This window comes from Geomonas anaerohicana, from assembly GCF_016458305.1.
Lineage (GTDB): Bacteria > Desulfobacterota > Desulfuromonadia > Geobacterales > Geobacteraceae > Geomonas > Geomonas anaerohicana.
On sequence record NZ_JAEMHL010000001.1, the window covers coordinates 696,111 to 716,037 of the forward strand.

The 19,927-nt window shown below is 66.7% G+C and carries 13 protein-coding genes; all 13 read left to right on the forward strand.

The genetic code is table 11. The features are described from left to right. The first annotated feature begins 197 nt into the window (after positions 1-197). Complete coding sequence (locus JFN91_RS02900; RefSeq protein WP_236014882.1) at positions 198-557, forward strand: cytochrome c3 family protein; 360 nt, start codon at positions 198-200, stop codon at positions 555-557. A 107-nt stretch (positions 558-664) separates the two neighbouring features. Continuing rightward, positions 665-4,282, forward strand: coding sequence for a hypothetical protein (locus JFN91_RS02905; protein ID WP_199387699.1), 3,618 nt, complete (start codon positions 665-667; stop codon positions 4,280-4,282). Between the two features lie 43 nt (positions 4,283-4,325). Then, on the forward strand, positions 4,326-4,943 hold the full coding sequence (locus tag JFN91_RS02910) for a DUF1318 domain-containing protein (RefSeq protein WP_236014883.1): 618 nt from the start codon (positions 4,326-4,328) through the stop codon (positions 4,941-4,943). Further along, positions 4,928-13,183, forward strand: a complete 8,256-nt coding sequence (locus JFN91_RS02915; protein WP_199387701.1) for a CHAT domain-containing protein — start codon at positions 4,928-4,930, stop codon at positions 13,181-13,183. Before JFN91_RS02910 ends, JFN91_RS02915 begins: the two co-directional genes overlap by 16 nt. 50 nt (positions 13,184-13,233) lie before the next feature. Beyond that, on the forward strand, positions 13,234-13,743 hold the full coding sequence (locus JFN91_RS02920) for an SH3 domain-containing protein (RefSeq protein WP_199387702.1): 510 nt from the start codon (positions 13,234-13,236) through the stop codon (positions 13,741-13,743). An 11-nt stretch (positions 13,744-13,754) separates the two neighbouring features. Continuing rightward, entirely contained in the window at positions 13,755-14,645 is an 891-nt protein-coding gene (locus JFN91_RS02925) for a M48 family metalloprotease (RefSeq protein ID WP_199387703.1), read from the forward strand. A gap of 286 nt (positions 14,646-14,931) precedes the next feature. Beyond that, a complete protein-coding gene (locus JFN91_RS02930; RefSeq protein WP_199387704.1) occupies positions 14,932-15,939 on the forward strand; it encodes an ABC transporter substrate-binding protein in 1,008 nt (335 codons plus the stop codon). After that, entirely contained in the window at positions 15,923-17,863 is a 1,941-nt protein-coding gene (locus JFN91_RS02935) for a sensor histidine kinase (protein WP_199387705.1), read from the forward strand. The genes JFN91_RS02930 and JFN91_RS02935 overlap by 17 nt, the downstream gene beginning before the upstream one ends. 19 nt (positions 17,864-17,882) lie before the next feature. Then, positions 17,883-18,533, forward strand: coding sequence for a response regulator transcription factor (locus tag JFN91_RS02940; protein WP_199387706.1), 651 nt, complete (start codon positions 17,883-17,885; stop codon positions 18,531-18,533). 127 nt (positions 18,534-18,660) lie between these two features. Beyond that, entirely contained in the window at positions 18,661-18,969 is a 309-nt protein-coding gene (locus JFN91_RS02945; RefSeq protein WP_199387707.1) for a hypothetical protein, read from the forward strand. Positions 18,970-19,172: 203 nt separating this feature from the next. After that, a complete protein-coding gene (locus JFN91_RS02950) occupies positions 19,173-19,352 on the forward strand; it encodes a CsbD family protein (protein ID WP_199387708.1) in 180 nt (59 codons plus the stop codon). A gap of 157 nt (positions 19,353-19,509) precedes the next feature. After that, on the forward strand, positions 19,510-19,701 hold the full coding sequence (locus JFN91_RS02955) for a Thivi_2564 family membrane protein (protein ID WP_183345219.1): 192 nt from the start codon (positions 19,510-19,512) through the stop codon (positions 19,699-19,701). A 54-nt stretch (positions 19,702-19,755) separates the two neighbouring features. Beyond that, positions 19,756-19,905 carry a lmo0937 family membrane protein gene (locus tag JFN91_RS02960; protein WP_183345221.1) on the forward strand — a complete coding sequence of 50 codons (150 nt, stop codon included), beginning with the start codon at positions 19,756-19,758 and terminating at the stop codon, positions 19,903-19,905. Positions 19,906-19,927: the final 22 nt, after the last annotated feature.

Below are 19,927 nucleotides of genomic sequence, written 5' to 3' on the forward strand. Positions count from 1 at the left end.
CAATGAGGCCAATATAATTGCGGCCTCATTGTCTGTGTGGGGCCCTGTGCTATGATTGCCGATGTGCCAAGGTGGTAGATAAATCATTGGATGTCGTAAGAAGTTCAATGCCTGTCTAAACACATAGGTGCCTTATGATTAGCTCAAGGAAGGTGCATTTAAGGCTGAAAGCATTGATCGCTGTTGCCTTGGGTGGCATGTTCTTCTTCAAGGTCGGCGGCGCCAATATCTCCCACCAGACCGGCGCCACTGGCATCCTCACCATGGCAGAGTGTCTGGCATGCCACTCGGAAGGGTCGAAACGACCGGTTTCAATCTGTCTCACTGATCACTGTCTATACTCGAATGAGCACCCGGTCATGCGCAGGTATCCTCCCCCCAAGACGGTGGAAGATTTTGCTCCGGTAGCAGACATACTCGCTGCTGGCTGCGTGCTGGAGGATGGCAAGCTCACCTGCCTGTCCTGCCACGACCTGACCAAGCCGGCGCCGCACCTGGTGCGGGACGGCGACGAATTATGCTACATCTGCCACAGGTACCTAAAGTCCACTCGCTGAGGGGGGCGAACAGGTTTGACTTTAAATGACGGAGATGATAACAAGGCACGTGGTCTGAGTTCTTCCCCTTCCTGTCGCAACTCCAGCGTACCTTGGGACTTTTGCTGATGCTCCGTCGCCTCCTTGCCTACATCAGTACCCTTCGCGTCAGACGCGTCATCTTCGTCGGCTGCACCCTGGCGCTGTCCGCGGTGCTGTTGCTGGTGCTGCTGGTGGCGTCGCTGCCGGTCCTACTTTCCACCGCCCCCGCCCAATCCCTGCTGCGGCTGGGTATTTCCAAAGCTCTCAAAAAGCCGGTCTCCTGGTCCGATCTCCAGGTCTCCTGGTCCGATGGCGTAGCCCTTACCGGGCTGGTGCTGGGAGACGGCCCGCCGCCGCTGCTGCACGCCTCTCTGCAGCAACTCAAACTCGAGCCGGGCCTGTCGCGCGATCAGGCGACCAAGCGCTGGTGCGTAAGCCTTGACCTCAAGGTCACGAAACTCGAGGCCGAACTCGCTCCGGGACCCCCGAAGCCCCCCGAGGCAAAGCCGCTCAAGGATCCGTTGACCCGCATCGCCGAAGGGGTGCAAAAGTTCCAGTCCCTGGAGTGGCCGCTGCCGCTCGATCTGCGCCTGTCGGCCGATGCCACCCCGATGAAGATCTACTACGCCGATCCCGCCTCGAAGCGCGAACTGCTGTTGAGCGACTTCTCCTTCGGTCTCGCCGCACCTTCCCTGAGCAAGCTCCCCATCCGCAGCTCCATTGCCGGGAAGGTCGCCGTTGACGGCGGTAAGCCGCAGCCCGTCAGCCTCGGCATTGAGGTGGCCGACCTGGTGACGGCCAGCTACCGCATCAAACCCTCGGCGGCATCCTTGACGGCGCGGGCGGATCTTCCGGGTGTCGCGTTGAGTGCCGCTGGCGGCGTGACCCGGCCGGAGGGGCTCAAGGCGAAACTGGCACTCTCGCTTCCTGAGCTTGCGCGACTGGCGGCCCCCTTTGCCAAGAAAACTCTCCCCGAGCCCGCCGGAAAGCTGGCGCTAGACCTCACCGCCCACAGCGACGCGACGGGGGACCTGCGTGTTGCGTTCGCGCTGGACGGCGACCGCCTGGCGGTGAGCCGGCTTCCCGGCAAGAAGGGAGCGCTCGCACCTCTTGACCTGCACCTGCGCCAGAAGCTGGTCAGTAACCACGAGCGCCAGCAGGTCTCGTTCGACGAGGGGAGCCTGACCAGCCCCGGGCTCATCACCGCGTCCTGGCATGCGCTGGTCGATCGTCCCACCGAGAAGTCGCGCAGTGTTGCGGCGGAACTGGGGCCGCTGCGCCTGGACCTGGGGCGGGCGCGGCAGGTGGCGGCACCCTTCCTACCCAGGAACCTCCCGGTGCGGGAGCTGCAGGGGACGGCGTCGCTGGCCAGGCTGAATGCGCGGCTGCAGGGCCCTGGCAACGACGGGACGGTGCAGATCGAAAAGTTGGGCCTCGACCTGCCGCGGCTGCAACTGGCGCTGGCCGGTGGCCCGCTGCAGGGGGAGGGGCTGGCCCTCTCCATAGACAAGGGAACGGTCCCCCTCAAAAAGATGAAGCCGGTGCGCGTCGTCGCCGATCTCTCCTGGTCCGGACGCCGCGTGGACCTGGCGGGCAAGAAGCCGGTGCGGCTCGACGGCATGAAGGGGGGCGTGAGCCTCGTCCTGACCGAAATCGACCTGAAGGGGAAGCGCGCCCTGGTGGACGCCCGGCAGCGGCTGGAGCTGGAGCGGGTCGGCGTGGGGAGCGAACTGGCCGTGGAGCAGTTGCGGGAGGACCTGGAGCTGAAGGCGCGTGCCTTCTCCGGCGGGGCCCTCGATCTGGCACTCCCGGCGCTGCAGCTTTCCGCCCGGAGCGTTCAGGCGCACCAGCAGGGTAAAGACGTGACGCTGCAGCCCTTCAACGCGCGGTTGGCCGCCGAAGGGGTGCACCTGCCGCCCAAGGGGCAGGGGAGCCCGACCGTGCAGCGCGCCACCTGCTCGCTGTCCGCGTCGGACGCCCTGGCGCTGGAGGCCGAAGCGGCACTAACCGGGCAGGGACGCCAGTTGGCCGCCAGCAAGGGGAACCTGCGCCTGGACCTGCGCCGCCTGATGCCGGTCGCGCGCCCGTTCCTTCCGGCAGGTCTCGATGCCGCCGGTCTCGCCGCCGCCTCCTGGGATGTCGCGGCGCCGCTACCGGTCGCCCAACTCCCGAAAGAAGAGAACCCGCTGCGCAAGGCGAAGGGGAGCCTAGCGTTACTGGATCGCGCGGACCTGGCGCTCACCTTGAACGACCTGGACCTGCGTCTGCCCAACGCCCAAGGCACCTACCGGGTGCAGGGGCTCACCACCGCGCCGCAACTGCGCCTGGCCCTGCCGCGCCCGGGAGAGCCGCTCACAATCGACGGCGCTTTCCGCTTCGCGGCGCTCAGCGGCCTCTCCGGCACCGCAGCAACGCTGCCGCTGCAGTCCGGGACCATGACCCTGCAGGGGGAACTGGCGGGGTGGAAGGAACTCCGGCTCACGGAAGAATTGAAGGTCGCCTCGCTGGGGCTCTCCCAGATCGCCGACCTCACCGTCGGGCGCATCGACGCGCTCCTCGAGGACCAGGGTGGCAAGTTCGACGCCGCCACTTTGTTGAAGCGCCTCGACGCCACCATGTTCGCCCACCTGGAGGGGAACTTCCCGGCCGAGGCCAAGAAGGTGCTGGCGGGGTGGCAGCTGGCAGGGAACGTTTCCGCCGGTGCGCGTGTCGACCTCACTGCCGCGCGCGAGCTGAGGGTGCGCGGCTACAGCAAGTGCCGCGACTTCGGGGTGGCGGACGGCAAGGGACTGGCGGCCAGCGGCATCCGGGCCGACCTGGTGCTGGACCGCAGCTACGCACTGGCGCAGGCGCAGGGGAAGGGCGAGGAGTGGGTGCCGCTCTCGACCGGGCTGGTGCGGCCGGCGCCGGTGGCGCCTCTGGGCGCGGCCAATTCGGATCTGGCGGCCCGCATCTACGAGGACCTGCGCGGGCTCATGGGGGCACCGCGCAAGATCGGCGTGCACCGCGCCTCGTTCAAGTCCGGCGCCGTCCCCATCGAGGCCAGCGCGCTGGAGGCGGATCTCCTTTTGGAACCCGAGGCCCTGGGGGTGAGCTTCTTCCAGGCCGAGGTGGGCGGGGGCACGGTGCGGGCGCGGGGTATGATCGATCTCTCCCGCGAGGTGCCGGTGCTGTCTACTTACTGCTATTTCTCGAAGCTCGACCCGGTGCTGCTCTTCCCGGCGGCGGGGGGGCAGCGTCCCGGCGGGGAAGGGGAACTGACCGGCGAGTTGAGCCTTTCCGCGCCTCTTGCCACCGAGCAGCGGGCGCTCCTGGAGGGGATGCGACTGAACCTCAACCTGCGCCGCTTCAGTTCGCGCATCCTGGACCGCGCCCTGTTCGCGCTCGACCCGTACCAGCGCAACGAGAAGATCGTGGCACAGCGCAAGTCCCTGCAGAGCGCCGACCTGAAGGGGCTGCGGGTGAGCGCCGTCGATGGCGCCCTCGACTGCGAAGGGGAACTGGCGGTGAAGGGGATCGATATCGCTATACCCAGGATCGAGCGCCTGCGCCTTTCCGAGCTTCCCATCCAAAACGAGTTGAAGCGGCTGCTGGTCTCCATCGCCTCGTCCAGGACGCTCCTGGACCTGGTCCGTTCCGACACGCTGGTGATCGACGAAAAAGGTAGGCCGTCCCTGAAAAGGAGGAGCAATGCCAAGAACTAACACACGTTCAACGTTCAACGTTCGACGTTTAAACCACTCTCCGTTGTCAATTATCCATCGTCAATGGTCCGTTCTTGCCCGCGTCTCCGTCGCCGCTCTGCTGCTGGCGGGTAGTTACGGCTGCACGCTGGCCAAGGTCGACGTGAACGTGGTGAGCGAGCGGACTTCGCTGGAGAACCAGGTGCTGGGAACCTACAACGCGCTCTCCGAGGACGTGCTCCTGGTCGCGTCGGTGCGCGGCGTGTCGCCGACGGGCAAGGTGGAAACGCCGCCCAAACACTCGCCGGAACAGCAGGAGGCGGCACAGGCGCTGGAGAACATCGCCTTCCACGCCGACGATGTCGAGGCCCTGAAACGACTGGGGTGGGTGGGGGAAAACCTGGAGGGGACCCTGACCAGCTTCAGCCGGGAGGTCCCGGAGAAAGCCCCGGCCGACCTGAAGACCTTCGCCGGCCGCTTCGGCGAGGGTGAGTTCCGACAGGTGGTCAATGAAGTGAACCGCTCCCGGGAGATCCTGATGCTCAGGGTGGTGCAGACCAACGAGAACTTTACCGCCAAGGACCTCCCCGCCATCCGCAGGGTGTTCGCCAGGGTGAACCGCCAGAACAGCGCCCCCGGCACCAAGGTGCAGGAGGATGACGGGAAATGGGTAACCCGATGAACGCCGCCGCCAGGAAAATCACCCTGCTGCTGGCCCTGGCCGCGCTCCTCCCCGGTACGGCACAGGCGGTGCCGCTGGGCGAGGAACTGCTGGCCCCGGCCGCGCCGCGCCCGGCCCCGCGCTCGCGCCCGGAGGTGGCGCCGACACCGGCGGTCTACACCCCGCAGTCGGTGCTCTACGCGGCACGCTCCCGGGACGGCCGCTGGATCGCCACGGTCGAGAAGGGTGATGCCGGATACGAGCTCTGGCTGCACCCGGCGGGCAACGTCGCGGAGCTGCCGCGCCTCTTGACCAAGGGGCCGGTGCGCATCTCCGCTCCCGCCTTCGACGCCACCGGGACCAGGCTCGCCTACGCCGACGAGCGCGACGACCTCAAGGGGGACATCTGGCTCATCGATCTGGCTCGCCCGGGCGCGCAGCCGCGGCGACTCACCGGCAACGACGCCGGCGAAGACGCCCCGGGTTTCGCCCCCGACGGCAGCGCGATCTACTACCAGCGCCAGTTTCCCGGCGCCGAGCGCCGCGACCTGGTGCGCCTCGAACTCGCCACCGGCAAGGGCGAAGCGCTCCCCATCGGCATCGACGCGGCCTTTGCGGCGGTCTCCCCCGACGGCAACCGGATCGCCTTCGTCTCCCGCGACAAGGATCAGGGGGGCGACCTCTGGCTGTGGGATAGGCAGGGCGGGCGCCTGACCCAGTTGACGGCCGGCGCCGAGCGCGACCTGTACCCGGTCTGGCAGGACGTCGACACCCTCCTCTTCACCCGTTTCGCGCCTCCGGTGGGGGATGCGGCCAATGGCCCGGATGGGGGAGCCGTGTTCCGGCTGCAGCTCAAGCGCGCGGGGAGCCACAATTTCCCGGCGGCCTTCCCGCTTACCTCCGGTCTTCTTTCCACCGCGGCCCCGATCCCGGCCGGAGAGCGGGTGCTGTTCGTGGCGGGTGCGGCGGCGGGGGGGCAGGTGCTGTCGCTGCCGGCCTCGGGTGAGATCCCGGAGCAGGCGGATGTCGCCGCCCAGTGGCAGGTCGCCCGGGTCATCCTGGAGCGTCAGCCGGCGGACCCGGCCACGGCTCGCCTTGCCTGCCTGCGCGTGCTGGCGCGGGAGGATGCCCCAACACGGGAAGGGGCGCAGGCGTCGCTGGCCCTGGCAGGACTGATGGAACAGGCCGGCGAGCACAGCCAGGCGCAGGACCGCTATGCCGAGGCCGCGCTGCGCTATGCCGCTTTCCCGGAAGCGGCCCTGGCGGAGATCGCGCGGCTGCGTCTGGAGGCGGAGAGCCGCTGCGAAGAGGTGGTGGTGGCCGGACGCCGCAAGGGGGTCATCGCCGATGCGCAGGAGGAGATGCTTCGGGCGGCGAAGGGGAAGGGGAGCGACGCGGCGGCGCGGGCCCTGGTTGATGGCGCCCGGCTCCAGGCCGAATACGGTTCCGGCGCCGAGGACCAATTGGCCGCCATCGCCCGTTTCGAGAAGGCGCTCGCCGAAACAGCCGCCGCTCCCGACATCCTGGCCGAGGCGGCCTACCGCCGCGCGCGGCTCTTGTCCCGGATCGAGGGCGGCGAAGGATCGGTCGCGGCCCTGGTCGAGGTGGCCAGGAAGTACGACCGGCAGGAACAGTGGGCCGAGGCGGCCATCGCCGAGATCCTGGACCAGCTGACCGCGAAGAACGCCGACGCGCGGGAGCGCCTGGCGGCTCTCGCCGAGCAGTACCGGACCTCCCTGCCGCGTCTGGCCATGGGGGCGTGGAATCGGGTTGGTGACCTTGCCTACCGCGGCGGCGACTGGGTCCGCGCCAAGGACGCCTACCGCACCGTGCTGGAGCAGTTCCCGGCCATCGCCACCCCGACCGCCGCGGCCCGCTTCGCGTTAGCCGAGATCCTCTACCGCGAGGAGCGCTACGGCGAGGCGACCGCACTGTACGAGAAGGAGATGGGGGAGCATCCCGAGGACGCGCCGCTGTACCAGTTGGCCCGCGCCGCCTACCTCAGGAAGAGCCTCGCCGCCGGCGAGAGCCTGTACCGCCTGGGAGAGGTTTCCGCCGCCCGCGCCGCCTTCCTGGACCTGATCCGCTACGAGGGGAGGAGCCTCGAGGCGCACCGCGGCTACATCAAGTCGGTCGCGGCGCAGGGGCAGGCCCCGGAACTGCTGGCGCTGTACAAGAAGATGCTGCAGTCCTACCCGGACGATCCGGTACTCCTCTACGGCGCCGGGCTCTGCTACACCTACCTCCCGGGGAAGGAAGCCCTCCAGGAGGGGGACCACCTGATCGCGCGGGCCGCCGAGCGCCTGCCGGGCTCCGAGTACCCCTTTCAGACCCGCGGCTATATCGCCGAGGTGCTGGAAACGGTGCATGGCGAGCAGGGGGGGCTGGAAAGGGCGCTGAACCTCTACCGCCGCGCCAAGCTGTTGAACCGTCCCCAGGAAAACCCGGAGAACAGTGCCAATCTCTCGCTCAACATCGGCAACATCGCCTACCTGTTGGGGCGCAACGCCACGGCCTGGAGCTTCTACAGCCAGCGTCTGGCGGCCAAGGTCCCCTTCGATAACGTCGATACCGAACTCCTCTTCGACCAGCGCTACGGCGCCGTCGCCTTCCAGGTGGGGGAGAAACAGGCCGCCATCGACGGCTACGGCCGGGCGCTGAAACTGGCCGAGTCCCGCCTGGACCCGGCGCGCTCCCTGGAGCAGTTCGGTCGCCTGACCCGCCGGGTCAACGAGCGCCTCTTTGCCGGGCAGAAGCTCTCGCCCCAGCAGGAGCAGCGGCTTGCCGAACAGCAGGCCATCAACGCGGAGCTGGAACTCCTCGGCGCGGACCGGGTCGAGGCGCCCCCGGCAGCGGGTTGGCAGACGTTCGACTCCGCCCTCAGGAGCCTCCTGGCGCGGCAGCGCAAGTTTGCCGCCGCGGCCTGCACCGGCGTGCCGCAGGGGGACAAGTACCTCCTGGAGCTGAACGCGATGGCGAGCGCGGTGGAGCGCGAGCTGGACAACGTACCGCGCCTGGTGGAGACCGGAGCGGAGCTGCACGACCGGCTCGGCCTCGCCAACTTCGACGCCGAACGTTTCCCTGCAGCCCTGGCGCATTTCGACCAGGCCTACCGGCTGAACCGGGCGCTCGGCCGCCACGGCAACCTGGCCGCCAACCGCCGCTCCGCGAGTATCGCCGCCTACCGCCAGGCCGAAACCGCCTCCGGTGCCGAGAAAAAGAGGCTCCTGTTGCTGTCCCGGGACGGCTTCACCGAGGTGCTGGCGCTTCTGGACCAGTATCCCCCCGAGCAGAAGAGCGCGCCCAAGCGCGGCGGCGGGCTGATCAACGTGGCCGCCAACGTCGCTTTGAACAAGGGGGGCGCCACCGAGGCCGCCTATGGATTCTCGGCCGAGCAGGAGCGGCGCCTGGCGCAGAGCTATCTCGCTCGCATCGCCACCGACCTGGGCGACAACGCCACCGCTGAAAAGCTCTTCAAGGAACTGCTCGGGCGCTACCCGGAGCGGGTGGAGCAGGTGGCCGAGGGGGACCTGTTCGGCGTTGGCCTTCTGAGCCACCGCGCCGCCCAGCTTGCCTTCGCGCGCGGTGACCGCGCCGCCGCGGCCGCCGGGTTCAGGAAGGCGACCGCCGTCGCGCTGAAAAACGGCAACGCCGTCGGCGCCATGCTGAACCTGGTCAACTGGGGCATGCTGCTGCCTGGGGACGCGGCTTCGGGCGAGGTGGCGGAGTTCCTGGAGTCGCAGGCGGCCTGCTCGGCCCTGGCCGACACCTATCGCGATGCCCTCCCCCCCGATGCCGTGGCCCGCTACGGCAACGACGCCGGTGCCGTCCTGGCCCGCCTCGCCGCCGGCCGTCCCGACGACGGCAGCAGGCAGGCGCTGGTGTACAAGGCCATAGCCGCCTGGAACAGGGTGCTCGCCTCGGCTCCCCCTCCCTTGACGGGAGGGGGGGAGGTCAACAGCGACACCTCTCGGGCGCGCCTGGCGGCGCGCCTGAACCGCGCCGCCGCGCTCGCCTCGCTGGGGCTTGCCGACGCCGCCCGGGACGGCTACACCGCAGCCCTCGCCGAGGCGCGCACTACCGGCAGCGACGCCATGGCCTGGCGCGCCCAGGCGGCGCTGGGCGACTACGACGGCGCCCTCAAACTCCTGGACCGGCTCCCCCCCACCGAGTACGACCTGCGCCTGGGCGAACTCACCGAGCGCTTCGCTTCCCGTATCGAGGCGGTGACTGCCAAGGACCCGGAGCAGGGCTTCGCCCTGGTGGAGCGGCTCTCCGAACTGGAGCGGGTGCAGATTCTGGGGCGGAGCCTGCTCGGTGTCGACGATGACGCCACCGTCGCACTGCTGGCCAAGGCCGCGCCGCACCTGGCGGAACTGGACCGGGTGAGCGCCGCGCTCCCGAAGGCAGCGCCCGAGGACGCCGCCTATCTGAAGCTGCGTGCGCAGCAGGAGCAAACGGTCCTGGACGGTACGCTGGGCAAGAAACTGGAACTGCTTCCCCCCTACTACGCCGTTGCCGGCCCCGGCGCGCTCCGCCTGGCCGCCTCGTCGGCCGCGCTGTCGGCCGGAGCCACGGCCGAGCGGGAACGCTTTGCCACCCTGCTTACCTCCTTCCGCAAGGAGTGCTCCTCAGGCAAAGGGGCCAAGTTGTGCCGGGCCCTGGCGCCGCAGCCCGCCGAGGCCATCGACGTGATGGAAAGGCTCCCGGGACGTCCCGTGCTGCGCCTGGTTGCGCTCCCGGGTGATCGCTTCCTGGTCTTCGCCTTCGGCGTCAAGGACGGCATCACTGCCGAGACCCTGTCGCGCCCCGCGGTCGCTGCCCGGTTGAACGACCCCGCCCAGGTCCTCGTCTACGAGCGCCCCGAGCAGTTCGCCTCGGCCAGGCCCCTCAGTTGGGGGGTGAGCGCGAGCCAGTTGCTGAAGAGCGTAGAGGGGCGCCGCCCGCTGCGGACCCAGGTGCTGGATCCTGCCGGGCTGTGGCCCGCCCAGACGCCGTTTGTGAAGCTCCCTGCCGACTCCCTGCCGGGGCGCCTCCCCGATGCCCATACCCTGGCGCTTCCTGCCGCCGCCGGGCTCCTCGCGTCGGCTCCCAACCGCCCCGGTGCCGGGGGCGCGCACAGCGCCGCCTGGGAGGATGCCGCCGGGGTGCGTCACGACCTGGTGCAGCTTGCCGAGGGCGACTCGGTATCGCTCCTGCTGGCTCCCAAGGGGGGGACGGGTCAGGGCTGGTACCTGGGGCAATTGGCGTCCCTGATCGGCGTGCCGAGCCTCCTCTTGTCCGATCGCCCCGCCGATCTCGCCCCCTTTGCCAGGAGCTACGCGGATCGTTCCCTGGCCCAGGCACGGCGGGAACTCCCGGGGGACTGGCTCCTGATCGGCGACTGGGGCGGCGACGCCGCGGAGAGCGCGACCCTGGCCAAGAAGCTCTTCAACGATTACGTGAAAAAAGCGGTGCAGGCGCACAACGACGGGCGCTACGCCCAGGCGCTGGCCCTCTTCGACAACGCCCTGGTGGTTGCCGAGGCGACGCCGGAGCTGGCCAAGAACCGCGCCGCGCTGCACCGCCATGCCCGCGAGAGCGCCTTCGGCGCCGGCTTTACCGAACGCGCCGTGAGCCATGCCGACAGCCTGGTGCAGCGGCTGGCCAAGGAAAAACCGTATTCCGCCGAGCACGCCGACGCCCTGTTGCGGCTGGGGCTGTTGCAGGGGCGCCTGGAGCACTTCAAGGAGGCGACCGCCGCGCTCAAGGAGGAGATCTCCATCTTTGCCGACCTGGGGCAGACCAAGGACCAGGCCGCGGCCCTCTCCGATTTCGGGGCGGTCATGGAGAACGCGGTCGATTACCCCGCCGCACGCTCGCTCTTCGAGGAGTCGGCCGGGCTGCGGGCCCAGTTGAAGGACGATCTCAACCTGGCCGACCAGTACCGCAACCTCGGGCGCATCTTCGACCTGCGCCTGAACCAGTTCGCCGTCGCCGAAAGCTACTATCGCAAGGCCCAGGAGCTCTACGCCAAGAACGGGTCGCCGGCGCTTGAGGCCGAGACCATCCTGGAACGCGGCCGCTGCCAGCGCCTCCTGGGGAATTTCCCCGCCGCCGATGCCCTGTATCGCGAGGCGCTCGCCAAGGTGGGGAACACCGAGCTGAAGACCCGGATGAGGATCGTCCTGGAACAGGGGAACAACGCCTGGTTCCAAGGGCGCTACCAGGAGGCCTTCGACCTGCGCGAGCAGGTGGAAAAGGCGGCCCTCAAGGAGAACTGGGCGCTGGAGCAGGTGATGGCCAAGAACACCGGCGGCCTGATCTGGTGGACCCTGGGGGACAACAGGCGCGCCCTGGTCGAGCTGAAGCAGGCCCTGGAACTGGCGGGCAAGCTCGAGGTGCGCCGCGACGAGAGCGCCACCACGCTGAACAACATCGGCCTGGTGCGGCGCGAGTCGGGCGACTACCAGGGGGCGCTGGAGAGTCTCGGGCAGGCGCTCGCCATCGACCGCAACCTGGGCTCGCGCTGGGCCATCGCCTATGATCTCAGGAACCTGGGCCAGACCCGGCTCAAGATGGGGGACCCGGCGGGCGCGCTGAAACTGCTCAGCGAGGCGGCGGGGCTGGCCGACGCCATCGGCGACAAGGTGAACCAGGCCAAGATCCACCTGGCGCTGGGGGATGCCCGGGCCCGCAGCAGCCAGGCCGGCCTCGCCGCGGAAAGCTACGGCAAGGCGCTTGAGCTGGCCGACGCCATGCTGCTCCGGGAGGTGCGCTGGCGCGCCCTGCTCGGTCTTGCGCGCCTGAAGGAGCAGGGTGGCGACCGCGACGGCGCCGTCGCCTCCTACCGGCAGGCGCTGGAGACGGTGGAGGGGCTGCGTGCCGAGATCAAGCTGGACCAGCTGAAAGACGGCTTCCTGGCCGACAAGATGGACGTTTACCAGGGGCTGGTCGGGCTTCTGGTTGAGCTTGGCCGTAACGACGAGGCCTTCGCCGTCGCCGAGCGCTCCCGCGCCAGGAACCTGATCGACATCCTGGGGCGGCAGCGCCTCTCGCTCTCCGGAGGCGCCGACCAGGACCTCTACGACCGCCAGGCGCGCCTGCGGGAGCAGATCCAGGAGCAGGAGCAGCTCGCGCTGCAGGCCGCCGCCCCCGCCGAGCGCGCCATGTACGCGGCGGCCCTGGACCAGCTGCGCGGCGAGTACCAGGACCTCCTGCTCGACATCGAGCGGCGCCGTCCCGAGCTCCTCTCCCTGGTCAAGGTGGCCCCGGTCACCGTGGCCGAGGTGGAGTCCCTGCTGGAGCCGGGGGTAAGCCTGTTGTCCTACTACCAGCTCCCGGACCGGCTCCTGTGCTGGCGCCTGGAGCGGCAAGGCTCGCGGCTCTTCGTGCTCAAGGCCTCTGCGCGCGAGGTCGCCGAAAAGATCGCCACCTACCGGCGCATGCTGCAGAACCTGGAGCCGCTGGAACAGAACTCACGCGAGCTGTACCGGATCCTGCTCGCGGAACCGCTCGCCGGCGTGCCCGAGGGACAGACGGTGGGCATCGTGCCGCACGGCAGCCTGCACTACCTCTCCTTCGCCACCCTCTACGACGGCAGGGACTACCTGGTGGACCGGCACACCCTGTTCCACCTCCCGGCCGCCTCGGTGTACCGCCACACCCTGGCCCGGCGCCAGGCCGGCAAGAACCTGCGCATCCTGGCCATCGGCAACCCCGACCTGGGCAACGCCGCCCTCGATCTCCCCTTCGCCGAGAAAGAGGCCGGGACCCTGCGCTGGAACTACAGCGACGTGACCACCCTGACCCGGGAGCGGGCTACCGAGAGCTGGGTGCGTGAGAACATCGCCAAGTTCGGTATCATTCATCTCGCCTCGCACGGCGAGTTCGACACCGTCAACCCGCTCTTCTCCTCGATCCGGCTTGCCAGGGACGGCAAGAACGACGGACGGCTGCAGGCAGAGGAGGTGTTCGGGCTGGACATCAAGGCGGACCTGGTGGTGCTCTCCGCCTGCCAGACCGGCCTGGGCGACGTGAAGAGCGGCGACGACGTCATCGGCATGAACCGCGCCTTCCTCTTCGCCGGGACCCATGCCCTGGTCTCCAGTCTCTGGCGCGTCTCCGACGTCTCCAGCGCGATACTGATGAAGCAGTTCTACCGGGATTACAGTCGCAACGACAAGGCCCAGGCGCTCAGGCTGGCCATGCTGCACGTGAGGAACCGCTACCCGCACCCCGGCTACTGGGGGGCGTTCGTATTGACCGGAGATTACAAGTAAACTCGACAGCCCGGCCGGATCCGCTCCGGCCGATTCACGGAGGTGAAACCATGAAGAAGAGAGCTTTAGTCGGCGCGCTGCTGCTTCTGGCCCTGTGCGCGGGGCAGACGCTTGGCGCCGAAAAACGGTGGGTGGTGAGCGAGGGGACCACCCTCAAGAAGGAACAGTCGGTGAGCGCGGCCAACCTGGCCGACCTGCCGGTGGGCGCGGAGCTGACCCTCGTGGAAGGCGAGGGACGCTGGCTCAAGGTGCAGACCGCCGACGGCAAGGAGGGATGGGTCTACGCGGGGCGCGTTTCCGATACCCAGCCGGTTGCCGAGGTGGGCGGCGGCGACGGACTGCTCGGCGACAGCATGCAGAAGAGCCAGATCAACACCGCCAAGGCCGACAGTGCCCGCAGCGTGCGCGGCCTCTCCCCGGAGACCGCCGCCTACGCCAAACAGCACGGCACGCCGGAGGCCCTGAAGAAGGAACTGGACAAGATCCTGGCGCGCAAGGTTTCCAACAACGAGGTCAAGGCCTTCCTCAAGGAAGGCAAAATCGGCGAGTACGCCCAGTAAGGAGGGAGCAAATGAACAAACTACGTCTTTTACCGCTGGTCGCCCTCTCCTGCCTGGTCGCCGCACAGGCCCACGCCGGATGGCAGGACACCATCAACAACATGATGAAGCCGGACTCCAAGGAGGGGAAGATCCTCTCCGGCGCCACCCAGGTGCTCTCTTCGTCGCAGGAGATGACCTACCAGACCGAATGCACCGTGGGCGAGAGCCTCGCGCTGGACAGCATGCAGCGTTTCGGCAAGCCGGTGCAGAACGAGGCGCTGCAGAAGTACGTGAACCTGGTGGGCAACGCGGTGGCCAGAAACAGCCGGCGCTCCACCATCCCGTACCGCTTCGTGGTGCTGGACAGCCCGGTGCAGAACGCCTTCGCCGCCCCCGGCGGCATCGTCTTCATCAGCCGGGGCCTCCTGGAGGTCCTGGATAACGAGGCGGAACTTGCCGGGGTCCTGGCGCACGAGGTGGGGCACGTGGCCGAGAAACATGCGCTGAAAAGCATCCGGCGCGCCCAGTTCCTGCAGGGCGCCAGCGCCATCACCGCGGCAACCATGAAGGGGAGCAAGGGAAAGCAGTTCGAATCGATGGTCGGCGACCTGCAGAACACCCTCTTCGACAAGGGGCTGGACCAGGGGATGGAGTACGAGGCGGACCAGGCCGCGCTGGAGACGACCTACCGCACCGGCTACGACCCCGCCGCCTTGGTGAACGTGCTGCAAAAGCTCAAGAAGCAGGAAGCGACCGCCGCCAAGAGCGGCTCCTGGTTCTCGACCCATCCGCCGCTGGACCAGCGCATCGCGAGGCTTTCGGCCCAGCTCGCCAAGTACCCGGCGACAGGGTCGGCAAAGCTTCCCGCCCGGTTCGCCAAGTACGTGAAACCGGCGAAAAGCGGCAAAGCATCCAAGTGACGGGAACACAGTCATAGGCCTCCACACCGGGGACGATAACTGACATTTGCATGGCAAGGGCAGGCTCAAAAAGCCTGCCCTTTCTTTTTGCACGCTTTCTTCTTGCTGAGACATGGGTACAATTGCCCAGTGTATGGTAAAATTAATTGCACTTTGTTAGCCACTTGTCATATATTTGCTCACTACATCGCGAGACAAAGCATGGAAGTCCTGCCGGCGATTAGAGTTAGGGGGCTTTGACAGCCATCGCAACCCCGCATAAGCTGCGCCGGACCTAAAGGAGTGGATGCTGAGAGCTGCGCTGATACTGATACTGTGCCTGTGCCTGGCCGGTTGCCAGAGCCCCGTTCAGCACCAGACGGGGCCGCGCTTGCCCCTGCGCCTGGCCTATTCCACCCAGCACGACTGCGCGCTGGTCCATATCGCCGTCGCCCGCGGCTTCCTGCGAGACGAGGGGCTGGACGTCGAGGCGCAACGGGTTGGTTACGGCAAAGAAGCCCTGCAGGCGGTGCTGGAAGGGAAGGCGGACCTGGCCACCGTCGCCCAGACACCGGTCGCCTTCGCAGCCCTGCGGGGGCAGCGGCTTTCCCTGTTGGCCAGCATCTTCACCTCGAACAACAATCACGCCATTATTGCCGACCGTAAAAGCGGCATCCTCCGTCCCGGCGACTTGAAGGGGCGGCGCGTCGGGTTCACGCCGGGAACCACCACCCAGATGTTCCTTTCGTCCTTCCTTGTCGCCAACGGCTTGAACATCGAGGATGTTGTTCCGGTCCCCTTGATGCCGGAGATGATGCTGGGCTCCCTCCGCTCCGGCGGAGTTGACGCGGTCTCCACCTGGAGCCCCAACGAAAAGATGATCGACAGGAGTCTTGCCGGTGGAGGTGTCATCTTCGAGGACCCCTACATCTATACCGAGACCTTTGTCATCGCTGGGCGGACCTCGTACGTGACAGGTAACCAGGAGGTGGCGCGGCGGTTTCTGCGTGCCCTGGTTCAGGCCGAGGCATTCGCCTCCGCCCATCCCAAGGAGGCCCAGGCCATCGTGGCCTCCACCTCCAAGCTTCCCCCCGCCGTGCTCTCCGAGTGCTGGGATGAGAGCGCGCGCAAGGTAACCCTCGACCACGCACTACTGATAGCGTTGGAGGACGAGACGCGCTGGGCCGGCAAGCTGGGCCTGGTGCGTGAGGCCGGCATGCCAAATTATCTGGAGTACATCGACCCGCGTCCGCTCTTGGCGGTGAAGCCCGAGGCGGTTGAACAGCAGGTGCTGAAAAGTGACCTTCGCCCGTAGACTCCAGATAATCTCGCTGCTCTCCTTCACCCTGTTGGTGATCGTGACGGCACTTCTGGCCTGGTCCTACAGGGAGTTGGCCGTCGCCGAGCGCAACCACATCGTGGCAGACCAGATCCAGTCCACCGTGTTCAACCGGGCCACGGTGCGGGATGAGTACTTCCTTTTCGGGCTGGAACGGGCCAGGGAGCAGTGGTTCGCACGGAACGATGCAGCCACGCGCCTACTGGCACAGGGGCTGCCGCAGGGGGATGACCAATCGGCCAGGCAGATCCTGGAACGGAGCCGGCTCGAACTGGCTGATTCGGTGCAGATATCGAAGCGCCTGGTCGAGCAGATGCGGCGCGTCCCGGTCGCCGACCCGGCCGTCGCACATCACGACGAGTTTTCCAGCCGGCTCTACAGCCAGATCATGCTCAGGGACTCGGCCCTGCAGCAGGAGGCCGTGAAGCTGCAGCAACTGGCGCGGGACCGGTTCGAGCGCGCGGGGGCGCGTATGATCTACCTCACCCTGCTGCTGGTCATCCTGATGGCGCTGGTTACCATCCTCAATTCGACTTTCCTGACCGGCGTGCTGCGCCGGCGCATGGCCACCATCAAGCAGGGTGCCGACGTCATCGCTGGCGGCGACCTGAGCCGCAGCATCGAGGTCGAGGGGAACGACGAGCTGGCGGAACTGGCGCGGGTCTTCAACAGCGTGACGCACAAGATCCGCGACTACACCCAGGCCCTGCACGACAGCGAGAAGCGCTACCGCATGCAGCTGCAGGAGCTGGCCAACATCTACACCCACACTCCGGTGGGGCTCTTCGTCGTGGACCGCGAACTGCGCTACCTGCGCCTCAACGAGCACCTGGCGAGGCTCAACGGCAAGAGTATCTGCGAGCACGTAGGGCGCCGCGTCGACGAGGTGTTGCCGCCGGAGGTGGCTGCCCGGGTCACGGAGCTTTGGCGCCCGGTCCTGGAGCGGGGTGAATGCGTCCTCAACGTCGAAGTGCAGGGGAAGGTTGATCCGGACGACCCGGTGCTGCACCACTGGCTGGCCAGCTACCAGCCGCTCACTTCGGAGGGAGGTGAGGTGAGCGGGGTCATGGGGGTGGTGCTGGACATCACCGAGCGCAAGCGGACGGAGGAGATGCTCGCCGGCGTGCGCCAGCACCTCGAGGAGGAGGTGCAGCAGAGGACCGCCAAGCTGCAGCTCATCAACGAGCACCTGACCCAGGAGATCGAGATCCGCAAAAAGGTGGAGGTCGAGCTCTTGGGGCAGCAGCAGAAGCTGCAGGACATGGCCCTCGATCTTGCCATGGCGGAGGAGCGGGAGCGCGACCGCATCGCCAGCGAACTGCACGACCAGGTGGGGCAGCGGCTCATCCTGGCCAAGATCAAGCTGGATGCCCTGGCCAGCAGCGTCCCCGGCGGTGATTGCGAGAGCGAAGCCGAGGCGGTAGGGACCCTGGTCCAGCAGACCATACAGGACATCAGGTCGCTCACCTTCCAGCTCCGCCCGCCGCTGCTGGCCAGCGCAGGGCTTGAGGCGGCGCTGCGCTGGCTCGGCGAGGAACTCAGTGCCGACTTCGGGCTGCAGGCCGAGTTCGATGACGACGGCAAGGATAAGACCTTGCCCTACGAGATTCGCTCTACCGTATTCCAGGCCGTGCGCGAACTGATGCTGAACGTGATCAAGCACGCCGGCACGCTGCGTTGCCGGGTCGCGTTGTCCCGCTCAGGCGGATATCTGGTCATCGCGGTGGACGACGACGGTGTCGGTTACGGGGGAGAGCAGGAATCAGCCGAGTCCCGAAGCGGTGGCTTTGGGCTCGCCAATGTGAGGCAGAAGATACAGCACCTGCGTGGGAGTTTTACCGTCACCAACAAGGAAACGGGCGGGGTTGTGGCCACCATCAAGGTGCCGCTGCCGTCCTAGTGCTATAGAGGGGGAAAAGATGAAGATGAAAATTTTGATTGCCGACGACCACGCCATCGTGCGCCAGGGGTTGCGCGCGTTGATCGACAAGGAAGACGACATGATGGTCAGCGCCGAGGCCGGGACCGGGGCGGAGGCTATCGCGCTGACCCGCGATGAGCGCCCGGATATCATCGTGATGGACATCTCCATGCCCGACACCAACGGCATCGATGCCACCCGCAGCATCACGACCGCGTTTCCCGAGGTGAAGGTGCTGGCCCTTTCCATGGAGTCCGACCGCCGCTTCGTGGTCGAAGTGCTGAAGGCGGGGGCCAACGGCTACGTGCTCAAGGACGCCGCTTTTTCCGAACTCGCCACCGCCATCCGTGCCGTCGCCGCCGGTGAGACCTACCTCCCCTCGCGGGTGACCACCCTGCTGATCAAGGAGTACCTGCAGCGCATCCCCGAGGACGTCCCGGCGACCTACGAGAATCTCTCCACGCGGGAAAGGGAGATCCTGCAACTCATCGCCAACGGCTCCAACGCCAAGGAGATCGCCTTTGCCTTCGGCGTCAGCGTCAAGACGGTGGAAAACCAGCGCCACAGCATCATGAAGAAGCTGGACCTGTTCAGCATCGCCGAACTGACCAAGTACGCGGTGCGCCAGGGTTTGACCTCTTTGAAGTGATGCCCGCCCCGCCCTGGCGGCATGTGATATGCCGCAGGGGCGCCTGCCGATTCACCTATTTATTTGCGGGACACTTCACCGCATACTGGCGTTGGCTTTAGTCACCTAAACCCGCCAGGAGCAGGAGATGCCCACGAAAATCGACACGGACCAGACCGCGGGTTCCGCCAAGGATGAACCGAGCAAGCTCCGCGATTTCGCCGAAAATCGGGCGGAGGATGTAGCGGCGTGCTCCGACGCCGCAGACCGCTCCGAGGTCGTGGCCGGTGAGCCTGGCGACGCCTCCTGTCGCACCCAGCCGTTAGTCCCCGCCTTCTCCATATGCCTGCCCAGGAAACGTTCCTGCCCCTATGCCATGTCGTTCGGCCACCAGTACCTGTGCCGACACCCCGACCACGCCAAGTTCCTGGTTCCTTCCGCCAAGCGCAAAAAATAATTCCCTACCCTGTAGTTCCACGCTCCCCGCCATCCTCGCTTGACACAAAAGCGGCGCACTATAAACTTGTCGAGTTGTAAATTAATAAAATCTAATAATAAATATATTTTCCTGTCAGCCGTTGCGTCGATCGCCAGCAGAGCGACCGCAGTCACCATGCAAACTGCACCTGCCGCACCAGAGCATTGCTCAGGAGGTACATCATGAAACCGAGCACGAAAGACCAAGCTAAAGGGAAAATGCATGAGTTGAAAGGACAGGTTAAAGAGTCGGCTGGAAAGACCACCCGTAACGTTTCCATGGAGCAACAGGGCAGGGGGGAGAAAATTACCGGCAAGGTCGAGAAAAACGTCGGTAAGGCGGAGAAAAAACTGGAGAAATAGCGCCGCACCTGGCCTGCCACCGGGTGGAGACAACACTGCGGAGGGGTGCCTTCGCGGGGGCTTTCCCGGATGCCTGGTGGTGGCTGCGGTCGCTCTGCTGGTGATCGCGGCGCTAGTTCGAGTTGCAGCACAAAGCCGGACCAAGAGGAGGTGCTTCATGCCTTTGGTACACGTCATACTGGTTCTGATCGTGGTCGGGGTCCTGCTGTGGCTGGTGAACACCTACATTCCCATGGCGGGATCGATCAAATCCATACTCAACGCAGTGGTGGTCATAGTGGTAGTGCTCTGGCTTTTAAACGTATTCGGACTCATGCACAACCTGACCAACCTCAGGGTGGGCAAGTGAAACAGACGGGGGGAGCACCGGCAGGCAATGGGAAGGCTCCCAAAGGAGGCAGAGATGCTTTGGACCATTGTAGTAATCCTTCTGGTACTGTGGCTGCTGGGGCTGGTGACCAGCTATACCTTGGGTGGGTTCATTCACCTGTTGCTGGTGATTGCCATCATCATCGTTATACTGAACCTGATACAGGGACGCAGGCCTCTGTAGCCGGAGGTACTGCAAACAGAGA